Origin of the sequence: Curtobacterium flaccumfaciens (assembly GCF_018598405.1) — a bacterium.
Classification (GTDB): domain Bacteria; phylum Actinomycetota; class Actinomycetes; order Actinomycetales; family Microbacteriaceae; genus Curtobacterium; species Curtobacterium aurantiacum.
This window is the reverse complement of record NZ_JAHEWS010000018.1, coordinates 39,321-59,049: the sequence shown is the minus strand read 5'-3', so window position 1 is coordinate 59,049 and position 19,729 is coordinate 39,321. Positions and strand designations below refer to the sequence as shown.

The 19,729-nt window shown below is 69.8% G+C and carries 15 protein-coding genes; 2 read left to right on the top strand and 13 right to left on the bottom strand.

Annotation, left to right across the window (positions count from 1 at the left end):
- The first annotated feature begins 9 nt into the window (after window positions 1-9).
- Complete coding sequence (gene pgl, locus KK097_RS12240) at window positions 10-780, top strand: 6-phosphogluconolactonase (protein ID WP_214544993.1); 771 nt, start codon at window positions 10-12, stop codon at window positions 778-780.
- A gap of 283 nt (window positions 781-1,063) precedes the next feature.
- On the opposite strand, the gene KK097_RS12235 is transcribed toward pgl, so the two are convergent.
- The 11 genes from KK097_RS12235 to uvrB form a co-directional block, all read right to left on the bottom strand.
- On the bottom strand, window positions 1,064-1,432 hold the full coding sequence (locus KK097_RS12235) for an RNA polymerase-binding protein RbpA (protein WP_214529738.1): 369 nt from the start codon (window positions 1,430-1,432) through the stop codon (window positions 1,064-1,066).
- A gap of 3 nt (window positions 1,433-1,435) precedes the next feature.
- Window positions 1,436-1,687 (bottom strand): preprotein translocase subunit SecG, encoded by a 252-nt coding sequence (gene secG / locus KK097_RS12230; protein ID WP_017887256.1) that lies wholly within the window; start codon window positions 1,685-1,687, stop codon window positions 1,436-1,438.
- Between the two features lie 116 nt (window positions 1,688-1,803).
- Window positions 1,804-2,583 carry a triose-phosphate isomerase gene (tpiA, locus tag KK097_RS12225; RefSeq protein ID WP_214544991.1) on the bottom strand — a complete coding sequence of 260 codons (780 nt, stop codon included), beginning with the start codon at window positions 2,581-2,583 and terminating at the stop codon, window positions 1,804-1,806.
- On the bottom strand, window positions 2,580-3,797 hold the full coding sequence (locus tag KK097_RS12220; RefSeq protein ID WP_214544989.1) for a phosphoglycerate kinase: 1,218 nt from the start codon (window positions 3,795-3,797) through the stop codon (window positions 2,580-2,582). Before KK097_RS12220 ends, tpiA begins: the two co-directional genes overlap by 4 nt.
- A 3-nt stretch (window positions 3,798-3,800) precedes the next feature.
- Window positions 3,801-4,805: a type I glyceraldehyde-3-phosphate dehydrogenase gene (gap, locus tag KK097_RS12215; RefSeq protein ID WP_027465689.1), complete on the bottom strand. Its 1,005-nt coding sequence runs from the start codon at window positions 4,803-4,805 to the stop codon at window positions 3,801-3,803.
- 267 nt (window positions 4,806-5,072) lie between these two features.
- Complete coding sequence (whiA, locus tag KK097_RS12210; RefSeq protein WP_214529741.1) at window positions 5,073-6,053, bottom strand: DNA-binding protein WhiA; 981 nt, start codon at window positions 6,051-6,053, stop codon at window positions 5,073-5,075.
- A 74-nt stretch (window positions 6,054-6,127) separates the two neighbouring features.
- The gene (rapZ, locus tag KK097_RS12205; protein WP_214529742.1) at window positions 6,128-7,027 is read right to left on the bottom strand and encodes an RNase adapter RapZ; all 900 of its coding nucleotides are present in this window, start codon (window positions 7,025-7,027) and stop codon (window positions 6,128-6,130) included.
- Window positions 7,028-7,130: 103 nt separating this feature from the next.
- Window positions 7,131-9,209: an excinuclease ABC subunit UvrC gene (uvrC, locus tag KK097_RS12200; RefSeq protein ID WP_214544987.1), complete on the bottom strand. Its 2,079-nt coding sequence runs from the start codon at window positions 9,207-9,209 to the stop codon at window positions 7,131-7,133.
- Window positions 9,210-12,281 (bottom strand): excinuclease ABC subunit UvrA, encoded by a 3,072-nt coding sequence (uvrA, locus tag KK097_RS12195; protein WP_214544986.1) that lies wholly within the window; start codon window positions 12,279-12,281, stop codon window positions 9,210-9,212.
- Window positions 12,282-12,329: 48 nt separating this feature from the next.
- Complete coding sequence (locus KK097_RS12190) at window positions 12,330-13,247, bottom strand: SDR family NAD(P)-dependent oxidoreductase (RefSeq protein ID WP_214544984.1); 918 nt, start codon at window positions 13,245-13,247, stop codon at window positions 12,330-12,332.
- On the bottom strand, window positions 13,237-15,309 hold the full coding sequence (uvrB, locus tag KK097_RS12185) for an excinuclease ABC subunit UvrB (RefSeq protein WP_307858388.1): 2,073 nt from the start codon (window positions 15,307-15,309) through the stop codon (window positions 13,237-13,239). The genes KK097_RS12190 and uvrB overlap by 11 nt, the downstream gene beginning before the upstream one ends.
- A 170-nt stretch (window positions 15,310-15,479) precedes the next feature.
- Here uvrB and KK097_RS12180 point away from each other — a divergent pair, with 170 nt between their 5' ends.
- A complete protein-coding gene (locus tag KK097_RS12180; protein ID WP_214544982.1) occupies window positions 15,480-16,808 on the top strand; it encodes an MFS transporter in 1,329 nt (442 codons plus the stop codon).
- A gap of 213 nt (window positions 16,809-17,021) precedes the next feature.
- Here KK097_RS12180 and KK097_RS12175 read toward each other — a convergent pair whose 3' ends face one another.
- Together KK097_RS12175 and KK097_RS12170 are read right to left on the bottom strand one after the other, a co-directional pair.
- Window positions 17,022-18,176 (bottom strand): acyltransferase, encoded by a 1,155-nt coding sequence (locus KK097_RS12175; RefSeq protein ID WP_214529747.1) that lies wholly within the window; start codon window positions 18,174-18,176, stop codon window positions 17,022-17,024.
- 56 nt (window positions 18,177-18,232) lie between these two features.
- Window positions 18,233-19,729, bottom strand: coding sequence for a class I adenylate-forming enzyme family protein (locus KK097_RS12170; protein WP_214544980.1), 1,497 nt, complete (start codon window positions 19,727-19,729; stop codon window positions 18,233-18,235).

Sequence of the window (19,729 nt, the reverse complement as noted above, 5' to 3'; positions counted from 1 at the left end):
GGGAGTCACGTGACCAACGAACGGCGGGTGCTCGTGCACCCGGACAAGCAGGCCCTCGGCGCTTCGGTCGCCGCACGCTTCATCACCAAGATCATCGACGTGCTCGACGAGCAGGAGCGTGCCGACATCGCGATCAGCGGTGGCTCGGTCTCCTCCCTCGTCCTCGCCGCGATCGGCCAGTCGCCGGCCCGCGAGAGCGTCGACTGGTCAAAGGTGCACGTCTGGTGGGTCGACGAGCGCTGGGTGCCGTCCGACGACGCCGACCGCAACACCACCGGCACGCAGACCGACTTCTTCGACCACGTCGACATCCCGGCGGCGAACATCCACCCGATGCCCGCGTCGGACGGGCCCCTCGACATCGAGGCAGCGGCGACGCAGTACGAGCGCGAGCTGCAGGAGGCCGCTCCCGAGGGGGCCGTCGCCCCGCGCTTCGACATCACGCTGCTCGGTGTCGGCCCCGACGGGCACACCGCGTCGCTCTTCCCGGAGTTCCCGCAGCTCACCGTCACCGACCGCGCCGTCGTGTCGGTGGACGACTCCCCCAAGCCGCCGCCGCAGCGCCTGACCGTCACCTTCCCGGTGGTCAACGCCTCGCAGCGTGTCTGGGTCATCCTCTCCGGCGCCGAGAAGGCCTCGGTCCTCGGCCTCGCCCTCGCCGGCGCGTCCGTCGACGACGTCCCGGTCGGCGGCGTGCAGGGCCGCAAGCGCACCGTCTTCTTCGTGGACCAGGACGCCGCACGCGACGTCCCCGAGAACCTCATCGCGTCGACGTACTAGACGCGCGTTCCAGACAGACGGGAGGCCCGGTGCCAGCTGGCACCGGGCCTCCCGTCTGTCGGTGGTCGCGCCCACCGCACGCCCCGCCCCCGTCGCCCCAGGTTCCGAAATCTCCGCATCTCGGCCCTCGCTCCGGCGGGCCGCGGAACCTCGGCGGGATGTGCGCGGCATGTCGTGGAACCTCGGCGGGGCGCACGTGGCGTGCCATGGATCTCGAGACCCTGCCGCGACGCACGAAGGCCCCGCACCATCGGTGCGAGGGCCTTTCGTCAGTGTGTGTGCGCTACGCCTTCTTGGCCGCGGTGCCGCGACGCTCGCGGAGCTGCTGGAGCGCGTCTTCGAGGAGCTGCGCTGCCTCTTCCTCGGTGCGACGTTCCTTCACGTACGCGAGGTGCGTCTTGTAGGGCTCCGTCTTGGAGACCACGGGCGGGTTCTCCTTGTCGCGCCCAGCCGGGAGACCGCTCGACGGCGAGTCCACCGTCTCGGGGATCTCTTCTTCCGGCAGGTTGGCGGCGAAGTACCGCACGACCTCGTTGCCGAGGGCATCCCAGTACGAGATCGCCACACGTTCTGCCTGGACCCCACGGTCCTGCTCCCCCATCGGGCCCGCGCCGACGCGAGACCCTCGGATTGCACTGCCTCCGCTTGCCATGGATCAGACCCCCGCCGTGAACTTGTTGATGAGACCGAGCACGATGATGGACACGATCCAGACCAGACCGAGGATCACCGTGATGCGGTTGAGGTTGCGCTCGGCCACGCCGGACGCACCGAGGTTGCTCGTGACCCCACCGCCGAACATGTCGGAGAGGCCACCACCGCGGCCCTTGTGCAGCAGGATGAGGAGCGTGAGCAGGAGGCTCGTGATTGCGAGCAGGACCTGCAGCACGACGGAGAGTATCGCCACGACGTACCTTTCGTGTCAGTCAGCCGTACCAGTGTACCGGCCGCGCGGAGCACGGCCGGTACACGGACCGGAGTGGTGCAGAACTGCAGCCGGCACCCGGCTCCAACTCGTGGGGGCTACAGCCCGACGTGCTGCCGGAACCGGGCGATCGCCGCGAACTCCTGCACGTCGAGGGAGGCGCCGCCGACGAGGGCACCGTCGATGTCCGGCTCGCGGAGGAACCCCGCGATGTTGCCGGACTTCACCGAGCCGCCGTAGAGCACGCGGGTGTCGGCAGCGGCCTGGTCGCCCCAGGCCGCGGCGATCCCGCGACGGATGGCCGCACACTCGTCCTGCGCCTGCTCGGCCGTGGCCGCCTGGCCGGAACCGATGGCCCAGACGGGCTCGTACGCGACGACGATCTCGGCGGGCTTGACCGCGTCGAGCACGACGCGGAGCTGCTCGACCGGCACGACACCGGGGCCGCGCTCCTCACGCTGCGCACCGGTCTCGCCGACACAGACCACCGGCACGAGACCGTGCTTGACGGCCGCGCCGGTCTTCGCCGCGACGACCTCGTCGGTCTCACCGTGCAGCGTGCGCCGCTCGGAGTGTCCGACGATGACGTACTGGGCGTCGAGCGCCGCCAGGAACGCACCGGAGACGTCGCCGGTGTAGGCACCGGAGTCGTACTGCGACAGGTCCTGGGCGCCGAAGCGGATCGGCAGCTTGTCGGCCGAGATGAGCGTCTGCACGCTCCGCAGGTCGGTGAACGGGGGGAAGACCGCGACCTCGACGTCGTCGAAGTCGTGCCGGGCGTCCTTGAGCGTCCACGCGAGCTTCTGCACGGTGGCGATGGCCTGGAGATGGTCCAGGTTCATCTTCCAGTTGCCGGCGATCAGAGGAGTACGGGTCATGCGGTCCACCCCAGTGCTTCGAGACCGGGCAGCGACTTGCCCTCGAGGAACTCGAGGCTCGCGCCGCCGCCGGTCGAGATGTGCCCGAACCTGTCGTCCGAGAACCCGAGCGAGCGCACGGCGGCAGCGGAGTCGCCACCACCGACGACGCCGAGGCCGTCGACCTCGGTCAGCGCCTGGGCGACGGTCTTCGTGCCGGCGGCGAAGGCCGGGAACTCGAACACGCCCATCGGGCCGTTCCAGAACACGGTCTTCGAACCCGAGACGGCCGAGGCGAACCGCGCGGCGGTCTCCGGGCCGATGTCGAGGCCGATGCCGTCCGTACCGAACGAGGAGGACTCGATCGCGTCGGCCGCGACGGTCTCGTGGTCGGCGTCGGCCGCGAAGCCGGAGGCCACCACGACGTCGGTCGGCAGGTCGATGGTGACGCCGAGCTCCTTCGCCCGCGAGAGGTACTCGCGGACGACGTCGAGCTGGTCGGCCTCGAGCAGGGACTTCGCCACCCCGTGGCCCTGGGCCGCGAGGAAGGTGAAGAGCATGCCGCCACCGATGCAGAGGGTGTCGACCTTCGGCAGGATGTGGTCGATGACACCGAGCTTGTCGCTGACCTTCGAGCCACCGAGCACGACCGTGTACGGCCGCTCCGGGTCCTTGGTCAGGCGCTCGAGCACGCGGAGCTCGGTCTCGATCAGCGAACCGGCGGCACTGGGCAGCGCGGACGCGAGTTCGTAGACCGAGGCCTGCTTGCGGTGCACGACCCCGAAGCCGTCGGAGACGAAGGCGTCACCGAGGGCCGCGATGCGGTCCGCGAAGGCCCCGCGTTCGGCGGCGTCCTTCGAGGTCTCCTCCGGGTTGAACCGGAGGTTCTCGAGCAGCAGGACGTCGCCGTCCTCGAGGGCCTCGGCGGCAGCGGTCGCTTCGTCACCGACGGTCTCGCCGACGAACGTGACCTCTTTGCCGAGCAGCTCGGAGAGCCGCTGGGCCACCGGTGCGAGCGAGAACTCGGGCTTGGGCTCCCCGTCGGGGCGGCCCAGGTGCGAGATCACGATGACGCGTGCGCCGGCGTTGACGAGGGTGTTCAGCGTGGTCAGCGACGCGCGGACGCGGCCGTCATCCGTGATCGTGCCGTCCTTGAGCGGAACGTTCAGGTCACAGCGGACGACGACGCGCTTGCCGGCGAGGTCGCCGAGGTCCTCGAGGGTGCGGAGGGCCATGTGTTACAGACGCTCGCCGACGTACTCGGTGAGGTCGACGAGGCGGTTCGAGTAGCCCCACTCGTTGTCGTACCACGAGGTGATCTTCACGAGGCCGCCGATGACCTTGGTCAGGCCGGAGTCGTAGATCGAGGAGTGCGGGTCCGTGGTGATGTCGGTCGACACCAGCGGGTCCTCGCTGTAGAGCAGGATGCCCTTGAGGGGGCCTTCTGCGGCCTCCTTGTAGGCGGCGTTGATCTCGTCGACGGTCACCTCGGACTTGGTCTCGAGGGTGAGGTCGGTGATTGAGCCGGTCGGGACCGGGACGCGCAGCGCGAAGCCGTCCAGCTTGCCGGCGAGCTCGGGGAGCACGAGGCCGATGGCCTTCGCAGCGCCGGTCGAGGTCGGCACGATGTTCAGCGCGGCGGCACGGGCACGGCGGGGGTCCTTGTGCGGGCCGTCCTGCAGGTTCTGGTCGGCGGTGTAGGCGTGCACCGTCGTCATGAGGCCACGCTCGATGCCGAACTTGTCGTGGAACACCTTGGCGAGCGGCGCGAGGCTGTTCGTGGTGCAGGACGCGTTCGAGATGATGTGGTGGTTCGCCGGGTCGTACTGACCCTCGTTCACACCGAGCACGATGGTGACGTCGTCACCCGAGGCCGGAGCGGAGATGATGACCTTCTTGGCACCGGCGTCGATGTGCTTCTGCGCATCGGCGGCCTTGGTGAAGAAACCGGTCGACTCGATGACGATGTCGACGCCCAGCTCGCCCCAGGGGAGGTTGGCGGGGTCGCGCTCGGCGAGGACCTTGATGGCCTTGCCGTCGACGACGATGTTGTCGCCGTCGAGCTCGACGGTCGCGGGGAGCTTGCCCGTGATGGAGTCGAACTTCAGCAGGTTGGCGAGCGACGCGTTGTCGGTGAGGTCGTTCACCGCCACGATCTCGAGGTCGGAGCCCTTCGCGAGGGCGGCCCGGAAGAAGTTACGGCCGATTCGGCCGAAGCCGTTGATACCGATCTTGACGGTCAATGGATCTCCTGGTGGTGTGGAGCGCCCAGGGGGCGCTGCTTTCGGGAGTCGCGCACCCTGGCGGGTCCGCGTGTGGTGGACGATACGCCCCGTAACGTCGCCGTAACGACCCTAGCAGTCGGACACTGCGTGCCCGAGCGGGATGACGGTCCGTCCGGACGGTCACCGACCGGGCCGGGAACGGGCCCGAGAACGGTCGGGAGACGGACAGGAGGCGCGGTGCCAGCTGGCACCGCGCCTCCTGTCCGCAGGGTCGACAGCCCGCGCTCAGACCCCTTCGAGCTCTTCCGGGACGCTCGCCTCGGTACCGGGGACGCCGAGGTCCGACGCCCGCTTGTCGGCCATCGCGAGCAGGCGGCGGATGCGCCCGGCGATGGCGTCCTTCGTCATGGGCGGGTCCGCGTGCTGACCGAGCTCGTCGAGCGATGCGTCGCGGTGCTGCAGACGCAGCGCGCCGGCGTACTTGAGGTGGTCGGGGACCTCGTCGCCGAGGATCTCGAGCGCACGCTCGACCCGGGCGCAGGCGGCCACGGCGGCCTGCGCGGAACGGCGCAGGTTCGCGTCGTCGAAGTTGACCAGGCGGTTCGCGGTCGCACGGACCTCGCGGCGCTGGCGCATCTCCTCCCAGTCGGCGGTGGTGCGTGCGGCGCCCATGACGGTGAGCATCTGACCGATGGCCTCGCCGTCGCGGATGACGACCCGGTGCACCCCGCGGACCTCGCGGCCCTTGGCGGCGACACCGAGGCGCGACGCGGCACCGACGAGGGCCATGGCTGCCTCGTTGCCGGGGCAGGTGACCTCGAGCGCTGCGGCGCGACCCGGGTCGGTCAGCGTGCCGGAGGCGAGGAATGCGCCGCGCCAGATGGCGGCGAGGTCCTCACGGTTGCCGGTGGTGAGACGGTTCGGCAGCCCGCGGACGGGGCGGCGACGGGCGTCCATCAGCCCGGTCTGGCGCGCGAGGGTCTCCCCCGCCTCGAGCACACGGACCAGGTAGCGGGTGCCACGGCGGGAGGACGCGGACGACCCCACCGAGGCCTCGCTGCGCACCCCGTAGAGCTCGGCGAGGTCCTTGCGGACCCGGTGCACGATGATCCGGGTGTCGAGCTCGACCTCGACCGCGATGCGGCCCGAGATGACGTGCAGACCACCTGCGAACCGGAGGATCGTGGCCAGTTCGGCGGCGCGGACCGTGTTGCGGTTCACGGCGACCCTGGCCAGTTCGTCCTTGACCTCGGCAGTCAACGGCACAGCATCATTCCTAACTTCGTTCAGTGGTTCCCGCAGATCCGGCGGCACGGGCGTGGGAGCGGCCGGAGGGACGGTCACTCCCGGCCGAGATCTCGGTTCTTCACACGCACGGCGACGCCTGGCATCCCGCGGAGGAGGTTCGCCAACTCGGCGACGATGGCGACCGAGCGGTGCTTCCCGCCGGTACAGCCGATGGCGATCGTAGCGTGTCTTTTGTTCTCGCGCTGGTACCCCTCGAACACCGGCTCGAGCACGGAGGCGTAGCGGTCGACGAACGGACGGGCCCCGGCCTGGGCCAGGACGTAGTCCGAGACGGGCTGGTCGAGGCCGGTGTGGGGCCGGAGTTCCGGCACCCAGTAGGGGTTCGGGAGGAACCGCACGTCGGCCACCATGTCGGCGTCGGCGGGCAGCCCGTACTTGAAGCCGAAGCTCATCAGCGTGACCTGGACACCCACGAAGTGCTCGTCGGCGAACTGCTCGATGACGGTGTTCGCGAGCTGGTGGATGTTCAGGTCGGACGTGTCGATCACCACGTCGGACGCCTCGCGCAGGCCGGCGAGACGGGCCCGCTCACGTGCGATGCCGTCGAGCAGGGTGTCCTCGCCCTGGAGCGGGTGAGGTCGTCGGACCTGCTCGAAGCGCCGGACCAGCACGGCGTCGGTCGCCTCGAGGAACAGCACCCGGACCCGCGCGGACGTGCTGGACCGGACCTGTTCGACCGCGTGCTCGGGGTCGGTGAAGAACCGCCCGCCCCGCACGTCGACAACGGTGGCGATCTTCGGGATCTTCTCCCCCGCACGGTCGGCGAGCTCGGTCAGCGGTGCCAGCATCTGCGTGGGGAGGTTGTCGACGACGTACCAGCCCAGGTCTTCGAGGGCCTTGCCGACGGTGGAACGCCCGGCGCCGGACATGCCGGTGACGATGAGGATGTCGTGCTGCGACGCGTGCGTGGTCGCGGTGGCGCTGTCGGTCATCTGGGAGTGGGCTCCGTCGTGGCGGCCCGGGCGCGTCGCCCGGGGAGGTCTCGGCTGCCGGACCAGGCTACCGCCCGGTCTCGCCCTGGAGGCACGGGGACCGTCACGACGGTCGCTGCGGACCGTCGCTGGTCACCTCGGGGACCCGCACCGGGCCTCCCGGGTGGGTGGCGGTCTGCTCGGTGGCCGCGTTCTCGGGTCCGGCGTCCGCGATCGCGTCCGTTCCGGTGTCCGAGATCGCGTCGGCGTCCGGTTCAGGGGCGCTGGACGCGCTCGTCGCCGGCGCGCTCGTCGGCGTCTGCGCGAGCTTCGACACGACCGCGGCAGCGGTCGCCGGGCCGATGCCGTTCACCTCGCCGATGTCCGCGGCCGTGGCCTCACGCAACCGTGCGACCGACCCGAAGTGCTTCAGCAGCGCGTTGACACGGCTCGGCCCCAGACCGGGGATCTCCGAGAGCCGGGAGCGGACGTCACGCTTGCGCTTGCTGCGCTGGTGCGTGATGGCGAACCGGTGCGCCTCGTCACGGATGCGCTGGATGAGGAACAGCGCCTCGGAGTTGCGGGGCAGGATGACCGGGAAGTCGTCGTCGGGCAGCCAGAGCTCCTCGAGACGCTTCGCGATGCCCACCAGGGCGATGTCGTGCACTCCGGCTTCGTCCATCGCACGCTTCGCGGCCTGCACCTGGGGCTGGCCGCCGTCCACGATGAGCAGCTGCGGGCGGTAGGCGAACCGCTTCGTGGGCTTCGACCCCTCGACGACCTCGTCCGTCGTGACGTCGGGGACGTCCGGCAGCTCGGCGTCCTCGTCCAGCCGGGCCAGACGGCGCGACAGCACCTGGTACATGCTGTCGGTGTCGTCGGTGGTCTCGGCGATCGAGTACCGCCGGTACTGGTCCTTGCGCGGGAGGCCGTCTTCGAACACCACCATCGACGCGACGACGTTCGTGCCCTGCAGGTGCGAGATGTCGTAGCACTCCATGCGGAGCGGCGCCTCGGTCATGCCGAGGGCGTCCTGGATGTCCGCGAGTGCGGCCGCGCGGGTCGTGTAGTCGGCGGAGCGCTTGGTCTTGTAGAGCATGAGCGCCTGGCCGGCGTTCTGCGCGGCGGTCCGGGCGAGACCCGCTCGGTCGCCGCGCTGCGCGGTGCTGAGCTTGGTGCCACGCCCGCTCCGGCGCTCGCTGAGCCACTGCTGCAGTGCGTCGGCGTCCTCCGGCAGCTCGGGGACGACCACCTCGCGCGGGGGCTCGTCGGTGACGTAGACGCCCTGGACGATCTGCTCGACGAGGTCGCCGGTGGCGATGTCGAGCTCCTTGTCGACCACCCAGCCGCGGACACCGCGGATGCGGCCGCCACGGACCGAGAACAGCTGGACGGCGGCGGCGAGCTCGTCTTCCGCGATGCCGAACAGGTCGAGGTCGACCGAGTCACGGAGGACCACGGCGGACTTCTCGAGCACGGCTTCGAGCGCCTCGACCTGGTCACGGTACCTGGCGGCCTGCTCGTACTGCATCGCATCGGCCGAGGCCCCCATGCGCTGCCGGAGTTCGGTGATGACGCGGCGATCGTAGGAGTTCATGAAGCGCACGAACTCCTCGACGAGCGCACGGTGCTCCTCGATCGTCACCTTCTGCGAGCACGGGCCCCCGCACTTGCCGATCTGTCCGGGGAAGCACGGGCGCCCGGTCTGCATCGCCTTCTTGTACGAGGAGTCCGAACACGTCCGGATCGGGAACACCTTGATCATCAGGTCGATGGTGTCGTGCACGGCCCAGATCTTCGGGTACGGACCGAAGTACTTCGCGCCCTTGATCTTGCGGTTGCGCGTCACCATCACCCGCGGCGCCTCGTCCCCGAGGGTGACCGCCATGTACGGGTAGGACTTGTCGTCGCGGAACTTGACGTTGAACGGCGGGTCGAACTCCTTGATCCAGGTGTACTCAAGCTGGAGTGCCTCGATCTCGGAGCCGACCGTCGTCCACTCGACGCTGCGGGCCGTGAGGACCATGCGCCGGGTTCGCTCGTGCAGCGTCGGCAGCGGGGCGAAGTAGTTGCTCAGCCGCGCGCGGAGGTTCTTCGCCTTGCCGACGTAGAGCACCCGACCGGCCTCGTCACGCCATCGGTAGACGCCCGGGTCAGTCGGGATCTCCCCCGCCTTCGGACGCCACGGGACGGTGTCCGCCACCTACCGAGCACCCGCCTTCTGCTTGCCGGTGCCCTGCTTGCCCGTGCCCTGCTTGGTCGCGCCCTGCTTGGTCGCGCCCTGCTTCTGGGTGGCCTGACGCGCGCCGACGGCCAGCTGCTTGCCGACCCGGGCGTCCTGCGCGTCGAAGATCTCGCGCAGGAAGACGCCGGTGTGGCTCTCCGGCACGGTCGCCACGTGCTCCGGTGTGCCGGTCGCGAGCACCGTGCCGCCACCCGAACCACCCTCGGGGCCCATGTCGATCACCCAGTCGGCGGACTTGATCACGTCGAGGTTGTGCTCGATCGTGACGACGGTGTTGCCCTTGTCGACCAGGCTCTGCAGCACGAGGAGCAGCTTGCGGACGTCCTCGAAGTGCAGACCGGTGGTCGGCTCGTCGAGCACGTAGACCGTGCGACCGTTGGAACGACGCTGCAGCTCGGTGGCGAGCTTGACGCGCTGTGCCTCGCCGCCGGAGAGCGTGGTGGCGCTCTGCCCGAGTCGCACGTAGCCGAGGCCGACGTCGACGAGGGTCGCCATGTAGCGGTGGATCGCGGAGATCGGCTCGAAGAACTCGGCCGCCTCGCTGATCGGCATGTCGAGGACCTCGGAGATGTTCTTGCCCTTGTAGTGCACCTGGAGCGTCTCGCGGTTGTAGCGCGCACCGCCGCAGACCTCGCACGCGACGTAGACGTCGGGCAGGAAGTTCATCTCGATCTTGATCGTGCCGTCGCCCGCGCAGTTCTCGCAGCGGCCGCCCTTGACGTTGAAGCTGAAGCGTCCGGGCTGGTAGCCGCGGGTCTTGGCCTCCTGCGTCTCGGCGAAGAGCTGACGGATGCGGTCGAACACACCCGTGTAGGTCGCCGGGTTGGATCGCGGCGTGCGGCCGATCGGGGCCTGGTCGACGTGCACGACCTTGTCGAGCTGGTCGAGGCCCTTGACGCGGGTGTGCTTGCCCGCGATGTGCCGTGCGCCGTTGAGCTGGTTGGCCAGCACCTTGTACAGGATGTCGTTCACCAGCGTCGACTTGCCGGAGCCGCTGACACCGGTGACGGCCGTGAAGACACCGAGGGGGAAGTCGGCGTCGATCGACTTGAGGTTGTTCGCCCGGGCACCCTGCACCGTGATGGCACGCTTGAGGTTGACCTTGCGGCGCTCGGCAGGCACCTCGATCGCACGTCGGCCGGCCAGGTAGTCGCCGGTGATCGACTCGCGGTTCTCGATCATGCCCTCGTACGAACCGGAGTGCACGACGTTGCCGCCGTTCACACCCGCGCCCGGACCGATGTCGACGACCCAGTCAGCCGTGCGGATCGTGTCTTCGTCGTGCTCGACGACGATGAGCGTGTTGCCGAGGTCCTTCAGCTTGACCAGGGTGTCGATGAGGCGACGGTTGTCACGCTGGTGCAGCCCGATGCTCGGCTCGTCGAGGACGTAGAGCACGCCCGTCAGGCCGGAGCCGATCTGTGTCGCGAGGCGGATGCGCTGCGCCTCGCCGCCGGAGAGGCCACCCGCACCGCGCGCCAGCGTGAGGTAGTTCAGGCCGACCTCGAGCAGGAACTCGAGACGGGCACGGATCTCGCGGAGCACCGCCGCGGCGATGTGCGCTTCACGGTCGGTCAGGGTCAGGTCGTCCATGAACGCGTACGCGTTGTCGAGCGACATGTCGGTGACGTCCGCGATGCTGCGGTCGTTGACCGTCACCGCGAGCACCTCGGGCTTGAGGCGTGTGCCCTCGCACACCGGGCACGGGACCTCGCGCAGGTACCCCTGGAACCGCTGGCGCTGCGAGTCGGACTCGGCTTCGGCGAACTTGCGCTCGATGTAGGGCATGACGCCCTCGAACCCGCTCGTGTACCGCATCTCGCGACCGAAGCGGTTGCGCCAGGAGACGGACACCTGGAAGTCCTTGCCGGTCAGGATCGAGGCCTGGACCGCCGGGTCGAGCTGGTTCCACGGGGTGTCGAGCGAGAAGCCGAGCTCCTTGCCGAGACCACCGAGCAGCTTCTCGAAGTAGGAGTACAGCCCGCTCGTCCCCGTCCAGGGCAGCAGGACGCCGTCGCGCAGCGAGGCCTCGGGGTCGCCGAGCACCAGGTCGGGATCGACCGACATGCGGGTGCCCAGGCCGGAGCACTCGGGGCAGGCACCGAACGGCGCGTTGAACGAGAACGTGCGGGGCTCGATCTCGGTGAGCGCCAGCGGGTGGTTGTTCGGGCACGAGAGGTTCTCGGAGTACGTCCGGACCGCTCCTGGCCCCTCGTGGTCGACCAGGTCGATGCCGACGGTGCCGTCGGTCAGGCGCAGGGCGGTCTCGAGCGAGTCGGTGAGACGACCGAGGATGTCGTCGCTCGCCACCAGGCGGTCGACGATCACCGAGATGTCGTGCTTGACCTGCTTCTTCAGCTTGGGCGGGTCGCTGAGCTGGATGCGTTCACCGTCGACGATCGCGCGTGCGTAACCGGACGCCGCGAGTTCCTGGAAGAGGTCGACGAACTCGCCCTTCTTCTTGGAGATGACGGGTGCCAGGACCTGGAACCGGGTACCGGTCTCGAACTGCATGAGCTGGTCGGCGATCTGCTGCACGGTCTGCTTGCTGATCACCTCGCCACAGGTCGGGCAGTGCGGGACCCCGATGCGCGCCCAGAGCAGACGCATGTAGTCGTAGACCTCGGTGATCGTGCCGACCGTCGACCGCGGGTTGCGGTTGGTCGACTTCTGGTCGATCGACACCGCGGGCGAGAGCCCCTCGATGAAGTCGACGTCGGGGCGGTCGACCTGGCCGAGGAACTGGCGCGCGTACGCGGACAGCGACTCGACGTACCGACGCTGCCCCTCGGCGAAGATCGTGTCGAACGCCAGCGAGGACTTGCCGGAGCCGGACAGCCCGGTGAAGACGACGAGCGAGTCACGCGGGATCTCGAGGTCGACGTCGCGGAGGTTGTGCACGCGCGCACCTCGCACGCTGAGCGTGGAGGTGCTGTGCGGTGCGGTGCCGCCGGGGAGGTGGAGGTCAGCGGGCTCGCCGAAGGCGTTCCGGCCCGACGTCGAGGTACCGGGATCAGAGGTGATGGTCATCGCCGTCGATTCTACGAAGCCGCACCGACATTCGGCCGGGAGGGAGGGTCAGACGAGTGCGTCGAGAGCGAACGCGACGCCCGAGGCCTGCTCGCTGGCGGCCCAGAGCCGGGCAGCGGCGGTGCGGTCGTGCGCCCGCGGCTCGGCGCGGACGACCGCTGCGGGCCCGCGCAGTTGCATCCAGCCGGCCGGGCCCCAGTACTCCCCCGAACGGACGTCGGTGCCGACGGCTGCGTGCACGAGCGGCTGTGCACCGACGTCCTTGCCCTGGGCGGCCAGCCGCTGCGGCGGACGGATCCACGACGGCTCCGGACGGCTCGGCGCGATGTCCGGACGGGCGGGTGAGAGGCGCTCGAGCGACAGACCGGGGTGCGCGACGACGCTCGACACCGACGAACCCGAGTCGGCCAGGCGTTCGGCGAGCTCGAACCCGAACAGCATCACGGCGAGCTTGCTGCGTGCGTACTGGCGGTGGTTCGAGTACCGGCCGACCCCGAGCGGGTCGACCGGGTCGAGGCGCGCGAACCGGTGGGCGATCGACCCGAGGTGCACGACACGGCCGGCGCGCCGTTCGAGCAGGGGCAGGACCAGGCCGATCCAGGCGAAGTGCCCGAGGTGGTTCGTGCCGATCTGCAGCTCCGTGCCCTGGGCCGTGCTCCCTCGGGTGGACGACCCGACGACACCGGCGTTGTTGACGACGGCGTCGACGCCGTCGGGTTCGAGCACGGCGAGCTCGTCGGCGGCAGCATGGACCGAGTCGAGGTCGGCGAGGTCGAGGTGCACGTGGGCGAGCGACGCACCGTCGACGTGGCGGCGGATGCTGCGCTCGGCCGACGCCGCCCGATCCCCGTCACGGGTCGCGAGCACGACGCGGTGCCCGGCCGCTGCCAGCTGCTCGGCAGCGTGGTAGCCGAGGCCGGCGCTCGCACCGGTGACGACGACCGTACGACGGTCGTCAGCTGACATGCCCGGCGGACTCCATCTGCCGCAGGGCCTTCTTCAGGTCCTGCACCTCGTCGCGCAGGCGGGCGGCGAGCTCGAACTTCAGTTCTGCGGCTGCCTGCAGCATCTGGTCGTTGAGGTCGGCGATGGTGGCACCGAGCTGCGTGGCGCCCTCGCCGGCGATGCCCCCTCGCTTGAGGTTCGGCGTCGGTGACCGACGACCATCGGTCCCGGGGCGGCCCTGCAGCAGCGCCTTCGTGTCGTCGTTCTCGCGCTGCAGCACCTCGGTGATGTCGGCGATCTTCTTGCGCAGCGGCTGCGGGTCGATGCCGCGCTCCAGGTTGTACGCGACCTGCTTCTCGCGACGGCGATCGGTCTCCTCGATCGCGGTCTTCATCGAGTCGGTCATCTTGTCGGCGTACATGAGCACCTGCCCCGAGACGTTGCGGGCAGCGCGGCCGATCGTCTGGATCAGGGACGTCGACGAGCGGAGGAAGCCTTCCTTGTCGGCGTCGAGGATCGCGACGAGCGACACCTCGGGCAGGTCGAGGCCCTCACGCAGCAGGTTGATGCCCACGAGGACGTCGTACACGCCCTGCCGCAGCTCGGTGAGCAGTTCGACGCGCTTGAGGGTGTCGACGTCGGAGTGCAGGTACCGGACGCGCACGCCGGCGTTCCCGAGGAAGTCGGTGAGCTCCTCGGCCATGCGCTTGGTGAGCGTCGTGACGAGGACGCGCTCGTCCTTCTCGACGCGCTGCTTGATCTCCTCGAGCAGGTCGTCGATCTGGCCGTCGCTCGGCTTCACCACGATCTCGGGGTCGATCAGGCCGGTCGGGCGGATGATCTGCTCCACCACGCTGTCGGTGACACCGAGCTCGTAGCGGCCCGGGGTGGCCGACAGGTAGACCTTCTGCCCGACGCGCTCGAGGAACTCTTCCCACTTCAGCGGACGGTTGTCCATCGCGCTGGGCAGGCGGAAACCGTGCTCGACGAGGGTCCGCTTGCGGGAGGCGTCGCCTTCGTACATCGCGCCGATCTGCGGCACGGTGACGTGCGACTCGTCGATGACGATGAGGAAGTCGTCCGGGAAGTAGTCGATGAGGCAGTGCGGTGCTTCGCCCGGCCCACGGCCGTCCATGTGGCGCGAGTAGTTCTCGATGCCGGAGCAGAAGCCGATCTGCTCCATCATCTCGATGTCGAACGTCGTGCGCATGCGGAGGCGCTGCGCTTCGAGCAGCTTGCCCTGGCCCTCGAGCTCGGCGAGCCGCTCCGCGAGTTCTTCCTTGATGGAGACGATCGCCCGGTGCATCACGTCGGTGTCGGCGACGTAGTGCGATGCCGGGAAGATCGAGACGGCGGGCAGGTCGTCGATGACGTTGCCGGTGAGGGGGTGCAGCGAGGAGAGCGCTTCGATCTCGTCACCGAACATCTCGATGCGGATCGCGTGCTCTTCGTACATCGGGATGATCTCGATGGTGTCGCCGCGCACACGGAAGGTGCCGCGGGCGAAGTCGACGTCGTTGCGCTGGTACTGCATGGCGACGAACTTGCGGACGAGCTGGTCGCGCGAGATCGTCTGACCGACGTGGAGCGCGACCGAGGCGTTCATGTACTGCTCAGGGGTGCCGAGACCGTAGATGCACGACACGGTCGACACCACCACGGTGTCCCGACGGCTGAGCAGCGAGTTCGTCGTCGAGTGCCGGAGGCGTTCGACCTCGGCGTTGACGGAGGAGTCCTTCTCGATGAACGTGTCCGTCTGCGGGACGTACGCCTCTGGCTGGTAGTAGTCGTAGTACGAGACGAAGTACTCGACCGCGTTGTTCGGCATCAGGCTGCGGAACTCGTTCGCGAGCTGCGCCGCGAGGGTCTTGTTGTGCGCGAGCACGAGCGTCGGCCGCTGCACCTGCTCGATGAGCCACGCCGTCGTCGCCGACTTGCCGGTACCGGTCGCCCCGAGCAGCACGACGTCGGTCTCACCGGCGTTGATCCGCCCGGCGAGTTCGGCGATGGCCGCGGGCTGGTCGCCGCTCGGCGAGTACTCGCTGATGACCTCGAACGGACGCACCGCTCGGGTCGGTTCGATCGCAACACCCATGGGCACAACGGTAGTCGGCACCCCTGACACGGGAGGACGTTGCTCGCCCTGGGCGTATTGTCCGCTGCAAGCAGGCTCCAAGTCCACTGCTAACGGTCAGGCATACCGTCCGATCTGTTCAGCACCCCGACTCCTTCCCACTCCCCCGAAGAGGCCTCATGACCACGGCGACCCCGGCCGCACCGTCCAAGGGCACCCCGTTCCGCGGACGCATCCGCGGCCGCGTGCTCGTCCTGCTCTGCTTCATGTACGCGATCTCGTACATCGACCGGACGAACATCTCCACCGCCCTGCCGCACATCACCGAGGAGTTCGGCTTCAACGAGGCCACCGCTGGGCTCATCGTCTCCGCGTTCTCGCTGCCGTACGCCCTGCTGCAGGTGTTCGGGGGCACCATCAGCGAGAAGTTCGGTCCGCGGAGGGCGCTCTTCGTCATCACGGTGATCTGGGGCGTCGCCACGCTCTGGACCGGGTTCGCCGTCGGTTTCTGGACCCTCTTCGCCGCGCGGGCGCTCCTCGGACTCAGCGAGGCCGCCGCGTTCCCGACCGCGACCCAGGCGATGAGCCGGTGGATCCCCCGTGACCGGAACGGCTTCGCCCAGGGCGTCGTGCACTCGGCGGCGCGACTCGGGAACGCCCTGGCCCCGCTCATCGTCGCGTGGGTGATCGGCGCGACGGGGAGTTGGCGCTGGGCGTTCTTCGCCACCGCGGTGCTCTCCCTGGCGTGGGCGATCGTCTGGTTCGTCTGGTTCCGCGACAAGCCCGAGTCCGCGAAGGGCATCACGCAGGTCGAACTCGCCGAGCTCCCGCCGGTCGAGACCCGGGCGACCCGTCCCCCGGTGCCGTGGCGGCAGATGGCGAAGCAGATCCTGCCGGTCACGTTCGTCGACTTCGGCTACGGGTGGACCCTCTGGGTGTTCCTCACGTGGCTGCCGACGTTCCTCAGTTCGACCTACGGACTCGAGATCGCCGACTTCGCGCTCTTCACCACCCTCATCCTGCTCGCCGGTGTCGTCGGGGACACCGTCGGCGGGATGCTCAGCGACCGGATCATCCACCGCGGCGGGGACACCCGGAACGCTCGACGGGTGATCCTGGTGATCGGCCTCGGCGGCTCGCTGCTCTGCCTCATCCCGCTCGTGGTCGGCCAGGGCCTGCTCGTCGCAACGGTCTCGCTCGCCCTGTCGTTCTTCTTCCTCGAGCTCTGCAACGCCAACCTCTGGGCGATCCCGATGGACGTCGCACCGCAGTGGTCCGGCACGGCCTCCGGCTTCATGAACACCGGGTTCGGGATCGCGGGTGTGGTCTCCCCCGTGGTCTTCGGCCTGCTCATCGACGCCTCCGGATGGCAGCTGCCCTTCGCGCTCTCCTGCGTCCTGCTCGGGGCCGCTGCCGTCGTCGCCTGGTTCATGAAGCCACAGCGGCTGACGTCGACGGACGGCGTGCTCGAGGTCGGCACCCCGAAGGCCGAGCAGCGCTCGGCCTGACGCGCGGTGCGCACGGGACGTGCGCCGTGCCCTGGTGGTCCGCACGCGCGGTCTGGAGGCCCGGGTCGGGCCCGCCCCGCGCCTCCAGACCGCCCCGCCACGGGTCCACCGCGCCGCACGCGGACGGCTGGTGCGAGGTTCCGGACTCCGTGCGGCGGAGCCGCCATCGCACGACGAACGGAACCTCGCACGAGAGCTGCGCCGTGCGAGCGCTCAGCGGTCGGCGCGACGCGCCCGCGCCGCCCGCTGCCCGCGCGAGGCGAGCGAGGGACGCCCGGTCAGCGGCACGCTGAGCGGGGTCCACCGGAACAGCTCGGTCACGGCGACCGACAGCACCAGCACGAGCAGGTAGGTCACCAGGGTGAGCCACGGCCGCGGCACCACGGCCTCGAGCCAGCTGTCGCCGTACAGCAGGACCCAGATCATGAACGGGTGACTCAGGAAGATGCCGAACGACCGATCGGACGCGTAGTCGACGAAGCGGGCGATCCGGCTGCCTGCCCGACGTCGGTCGGCCCACGCCGCACCGATCGCCAGGAAGCCGACGAACACGGCGGTGCTCCAGATCACCTGCATCGGCTGCAGCGGCGTGCCGGCTGCGTAGAGCGACTGGCCGAGCCCCACCTGCAGCGCCCACCCGCCGAGGGTCAGCCCGCCGACGCCGGCGAACGCCCAGAGCACCGCGCGCCGGTGGACCCGGACGAACCGCAGGAAGGCGTCCGCGTGGTCGGCGGCGATCGCTCCCGAGACGATGAAGAAGACGTACGAGAAGAAGAACTGCTTCTGGTACCCGTGCATCCAGGCGTCACTCGCCGGGAAGTACTTGTACCCGGCGAAGACCACCAGCTGCACGACGAGGGCGACGACCAGCACCGTGACGTGGTGCCCGCGGGTGCGTCGTACCAACCACACGATCACCGGGAGGAGCAGGTACACCTGCATCGTCACGAGCAGGAAGTACAGGTGGTACCACGACGTCCCGGTCACGATGCCCTCGGCCGCGGTCCGCACCAGGTCGGGGACGTCACCGCGTCGGGTCTGGCTGAGCAGCCAGGCCGATGCCACGTAGACGAACGACCACGCCAGGTACGGCACGCCGACGAGCAGGAAGCGCTTCGGCCAGAACTGCGCCATCGGCCGCGGGCGCAACGTGTAGCTGTAGACGAGCACGAACGCGGTCAGCGAGAAGAAGACCAGCCGCGTGAAGTGGAGCAGGGCGAGCAGCGCGTTCAGCCCGACGTCATCGGTGGCTGCGGTGTGGCTCGTGGTGTGCACCCCGATGACGCACGCGAACGTGAGGATGCGCAGCACGTCGACCTCGTACAGGTGCCTCGGCTTGCCCTCGGCGGTGCGTGTCGGCGTCTGCACCCCCGTCCCGGCGCCCCTGCGAGCGTCCCCCGTCGAGGGCGCCGGCGACGCTCCGGTCACGAGGGTCGGGCCATCGTCCGGACCTTCGCGCGCTGCACCTTGCCGGTCGGCGCACGCGGGAGGTCGGGCACCACGATGACCTCGACGGGGCGGCGGAACCGCGTCAGCCGCGCTTCGGCCCGCGCCACGAGATCGGCGACGAGGGTGGCGGGGTCGACTGGTTCATCGGGCTGCGGGATCACGTAGGCGACCGGCACGGATCCGAGCACGTCGTCGGGGCGACCGACGACGACCGCCTCGAGCACGCGCGGGTCGCCGAGCAGGACGTCCTCGACCTCGGACGGGTAGACCTTCTCACCGCCGCGGTTGATGACGTCGTCGGAGCGTCCGGCGAGTGACACCCAGCCGTCGGCACCGACGGAACCGACGTCGCCGGTGTGGAGCCAACCGTCCGCGTCGAAGCGCTCGGCGGCCCGGCCACCCAGGTAGCCCCGGACGATCCCCTCGCCCCGCACCCACAGCGCGCCGACCTCGTCGGCGGGCAGCACCGAGCCGTCCTCGCCGCGGACCTGCACCTCGGACCCCACCGGCACCCCGACGGTCCCGGGCCGGGCGGGCTCGTCGAGCGGGGTCGCGGTGATCTGCGAGGCCCCCTCGGTCATGCCCCAGCTGACGACGAGCGGCACGTCGCCGAGGGCCGCGCGGACCGGATCGGGGAGCGGCGCCGACGCGCTGCGCACGAACCGCAACCCCGGTGGGAACGCGAGGGGCCCGGTCTTCGCCAGGACCGCGAGGACCGCGGGGACCGCGTTCAGCCAGGTGATGCGCCGTTCTGCCAGCAGCTCCCAGAACCCGGTGCGGCGGAAGCGGCGGTCGAGGACGAGCGTCGCGCCCGCGACGAGGGTCGCGAGCAGTCCGACCACCTCGGCGTTGACGTGGAACAGCGGCAGCGAGTTGAAGCCGCGGTCGTCCGGCGTGAGCCGGTTGTGCCGCGCGACGGCCCGGGCGACGAACAGGAGCTGTGTCTCCGGCAGTTCGACGCCCTTGGGGGTACCGGTCGAGCCGGAGGTGAAGAGCACGACGGAGCCCTCGCCCGGTGCGTGCGGGCTCACGGCGGGCAGGTCGCCGTCACGGACGGTGGCCGGGAGGAACGTGGCCGGGTCGATCCCGCTGGCCGGCGCCCCGGGGACGGTCGCGTCCACCGCGCGGTCCGACACGACCATCGACGCGCCGCCGATGAGGTCGGCGAGACGGCCGGGCTCGGTGGTCGGCTGTCCGGTGTCGACGGGGATGGCGCGGCGGCCGGACGCGACGGCGGCAAGGTGCACGACCGCGAAGGCGAGCGGGTCCCCCACGTCGACCAGGACGGCGCCGGACGGGGCGATGCCGATCGCGTCGAAGGTGTACGACCAGGCGGTCACCGCGTCGTCGAGCACGCCGTAGGTGAGGACGCGTCCGGACCGGGCGTCCTCGAGGAAGTGGCGCTCGCCCCCGTCGGCCGCACGGGCCCGGATGAGCGAGCGCAGGTCGGGTTCGTGACGAACGGGCTGCAC

What these genes read in the sequence shown, in the direction of transcription:
- KK097_RS12220 (WP_214544989.1), bottom strand. Translation starts at nt 3,797, where the DNA reads ATGGCCCTCCGCACCCTCGAGGACCTCGGCGACCTCGCCGGCAAGCGC.
- rapZ (WP_214529742.1), bottom strand. Translation starts at nt 7,027, where the DNA reads ATGACCGACAGCGCCACCGCGACCACGCACGCGTCGCAGCACGACATC.
- tpiA (WP_214544991.1), bottom strand. Translation starts at nt 2,583, where the DNA reads ATGACCCGTACTCCTCTGATCGCCGGCAACTGGAAGATGAACCTGGAC.
- KK097_RS12190 (WP_214544984.1), bottom strand. Translation starts at nt 13,247, where the DNA reads ATGTCAGCTGACGACCGTCGTACGGTCGTCGTCACCGGTGCGAGCGCC.
- KK097_RS12180 (WP_214544982.1), top strand. Translation starts at nt 15,480, where the DNA reads ATGACCACGGCGACCCCGGCCGCACCGTCCAAGGGCACCCCGTTCCGC.
- uvrA (WP_214544986.1), bottom strand. Translation starts at nt 12,281, where the DNA reads ATGACCATCACCTCTGATCCCGGTACCTCGACGTCGGGCCGGAACGCC.
- KK097_RS12235 (WP_214529738.1), bottom strand. Translation starts at nt 1,432, where the DNA reads ATGGCAAGCGGAGGCAGTGCAATCCGAGGGTCTCGCGTCGGCGCGGGC.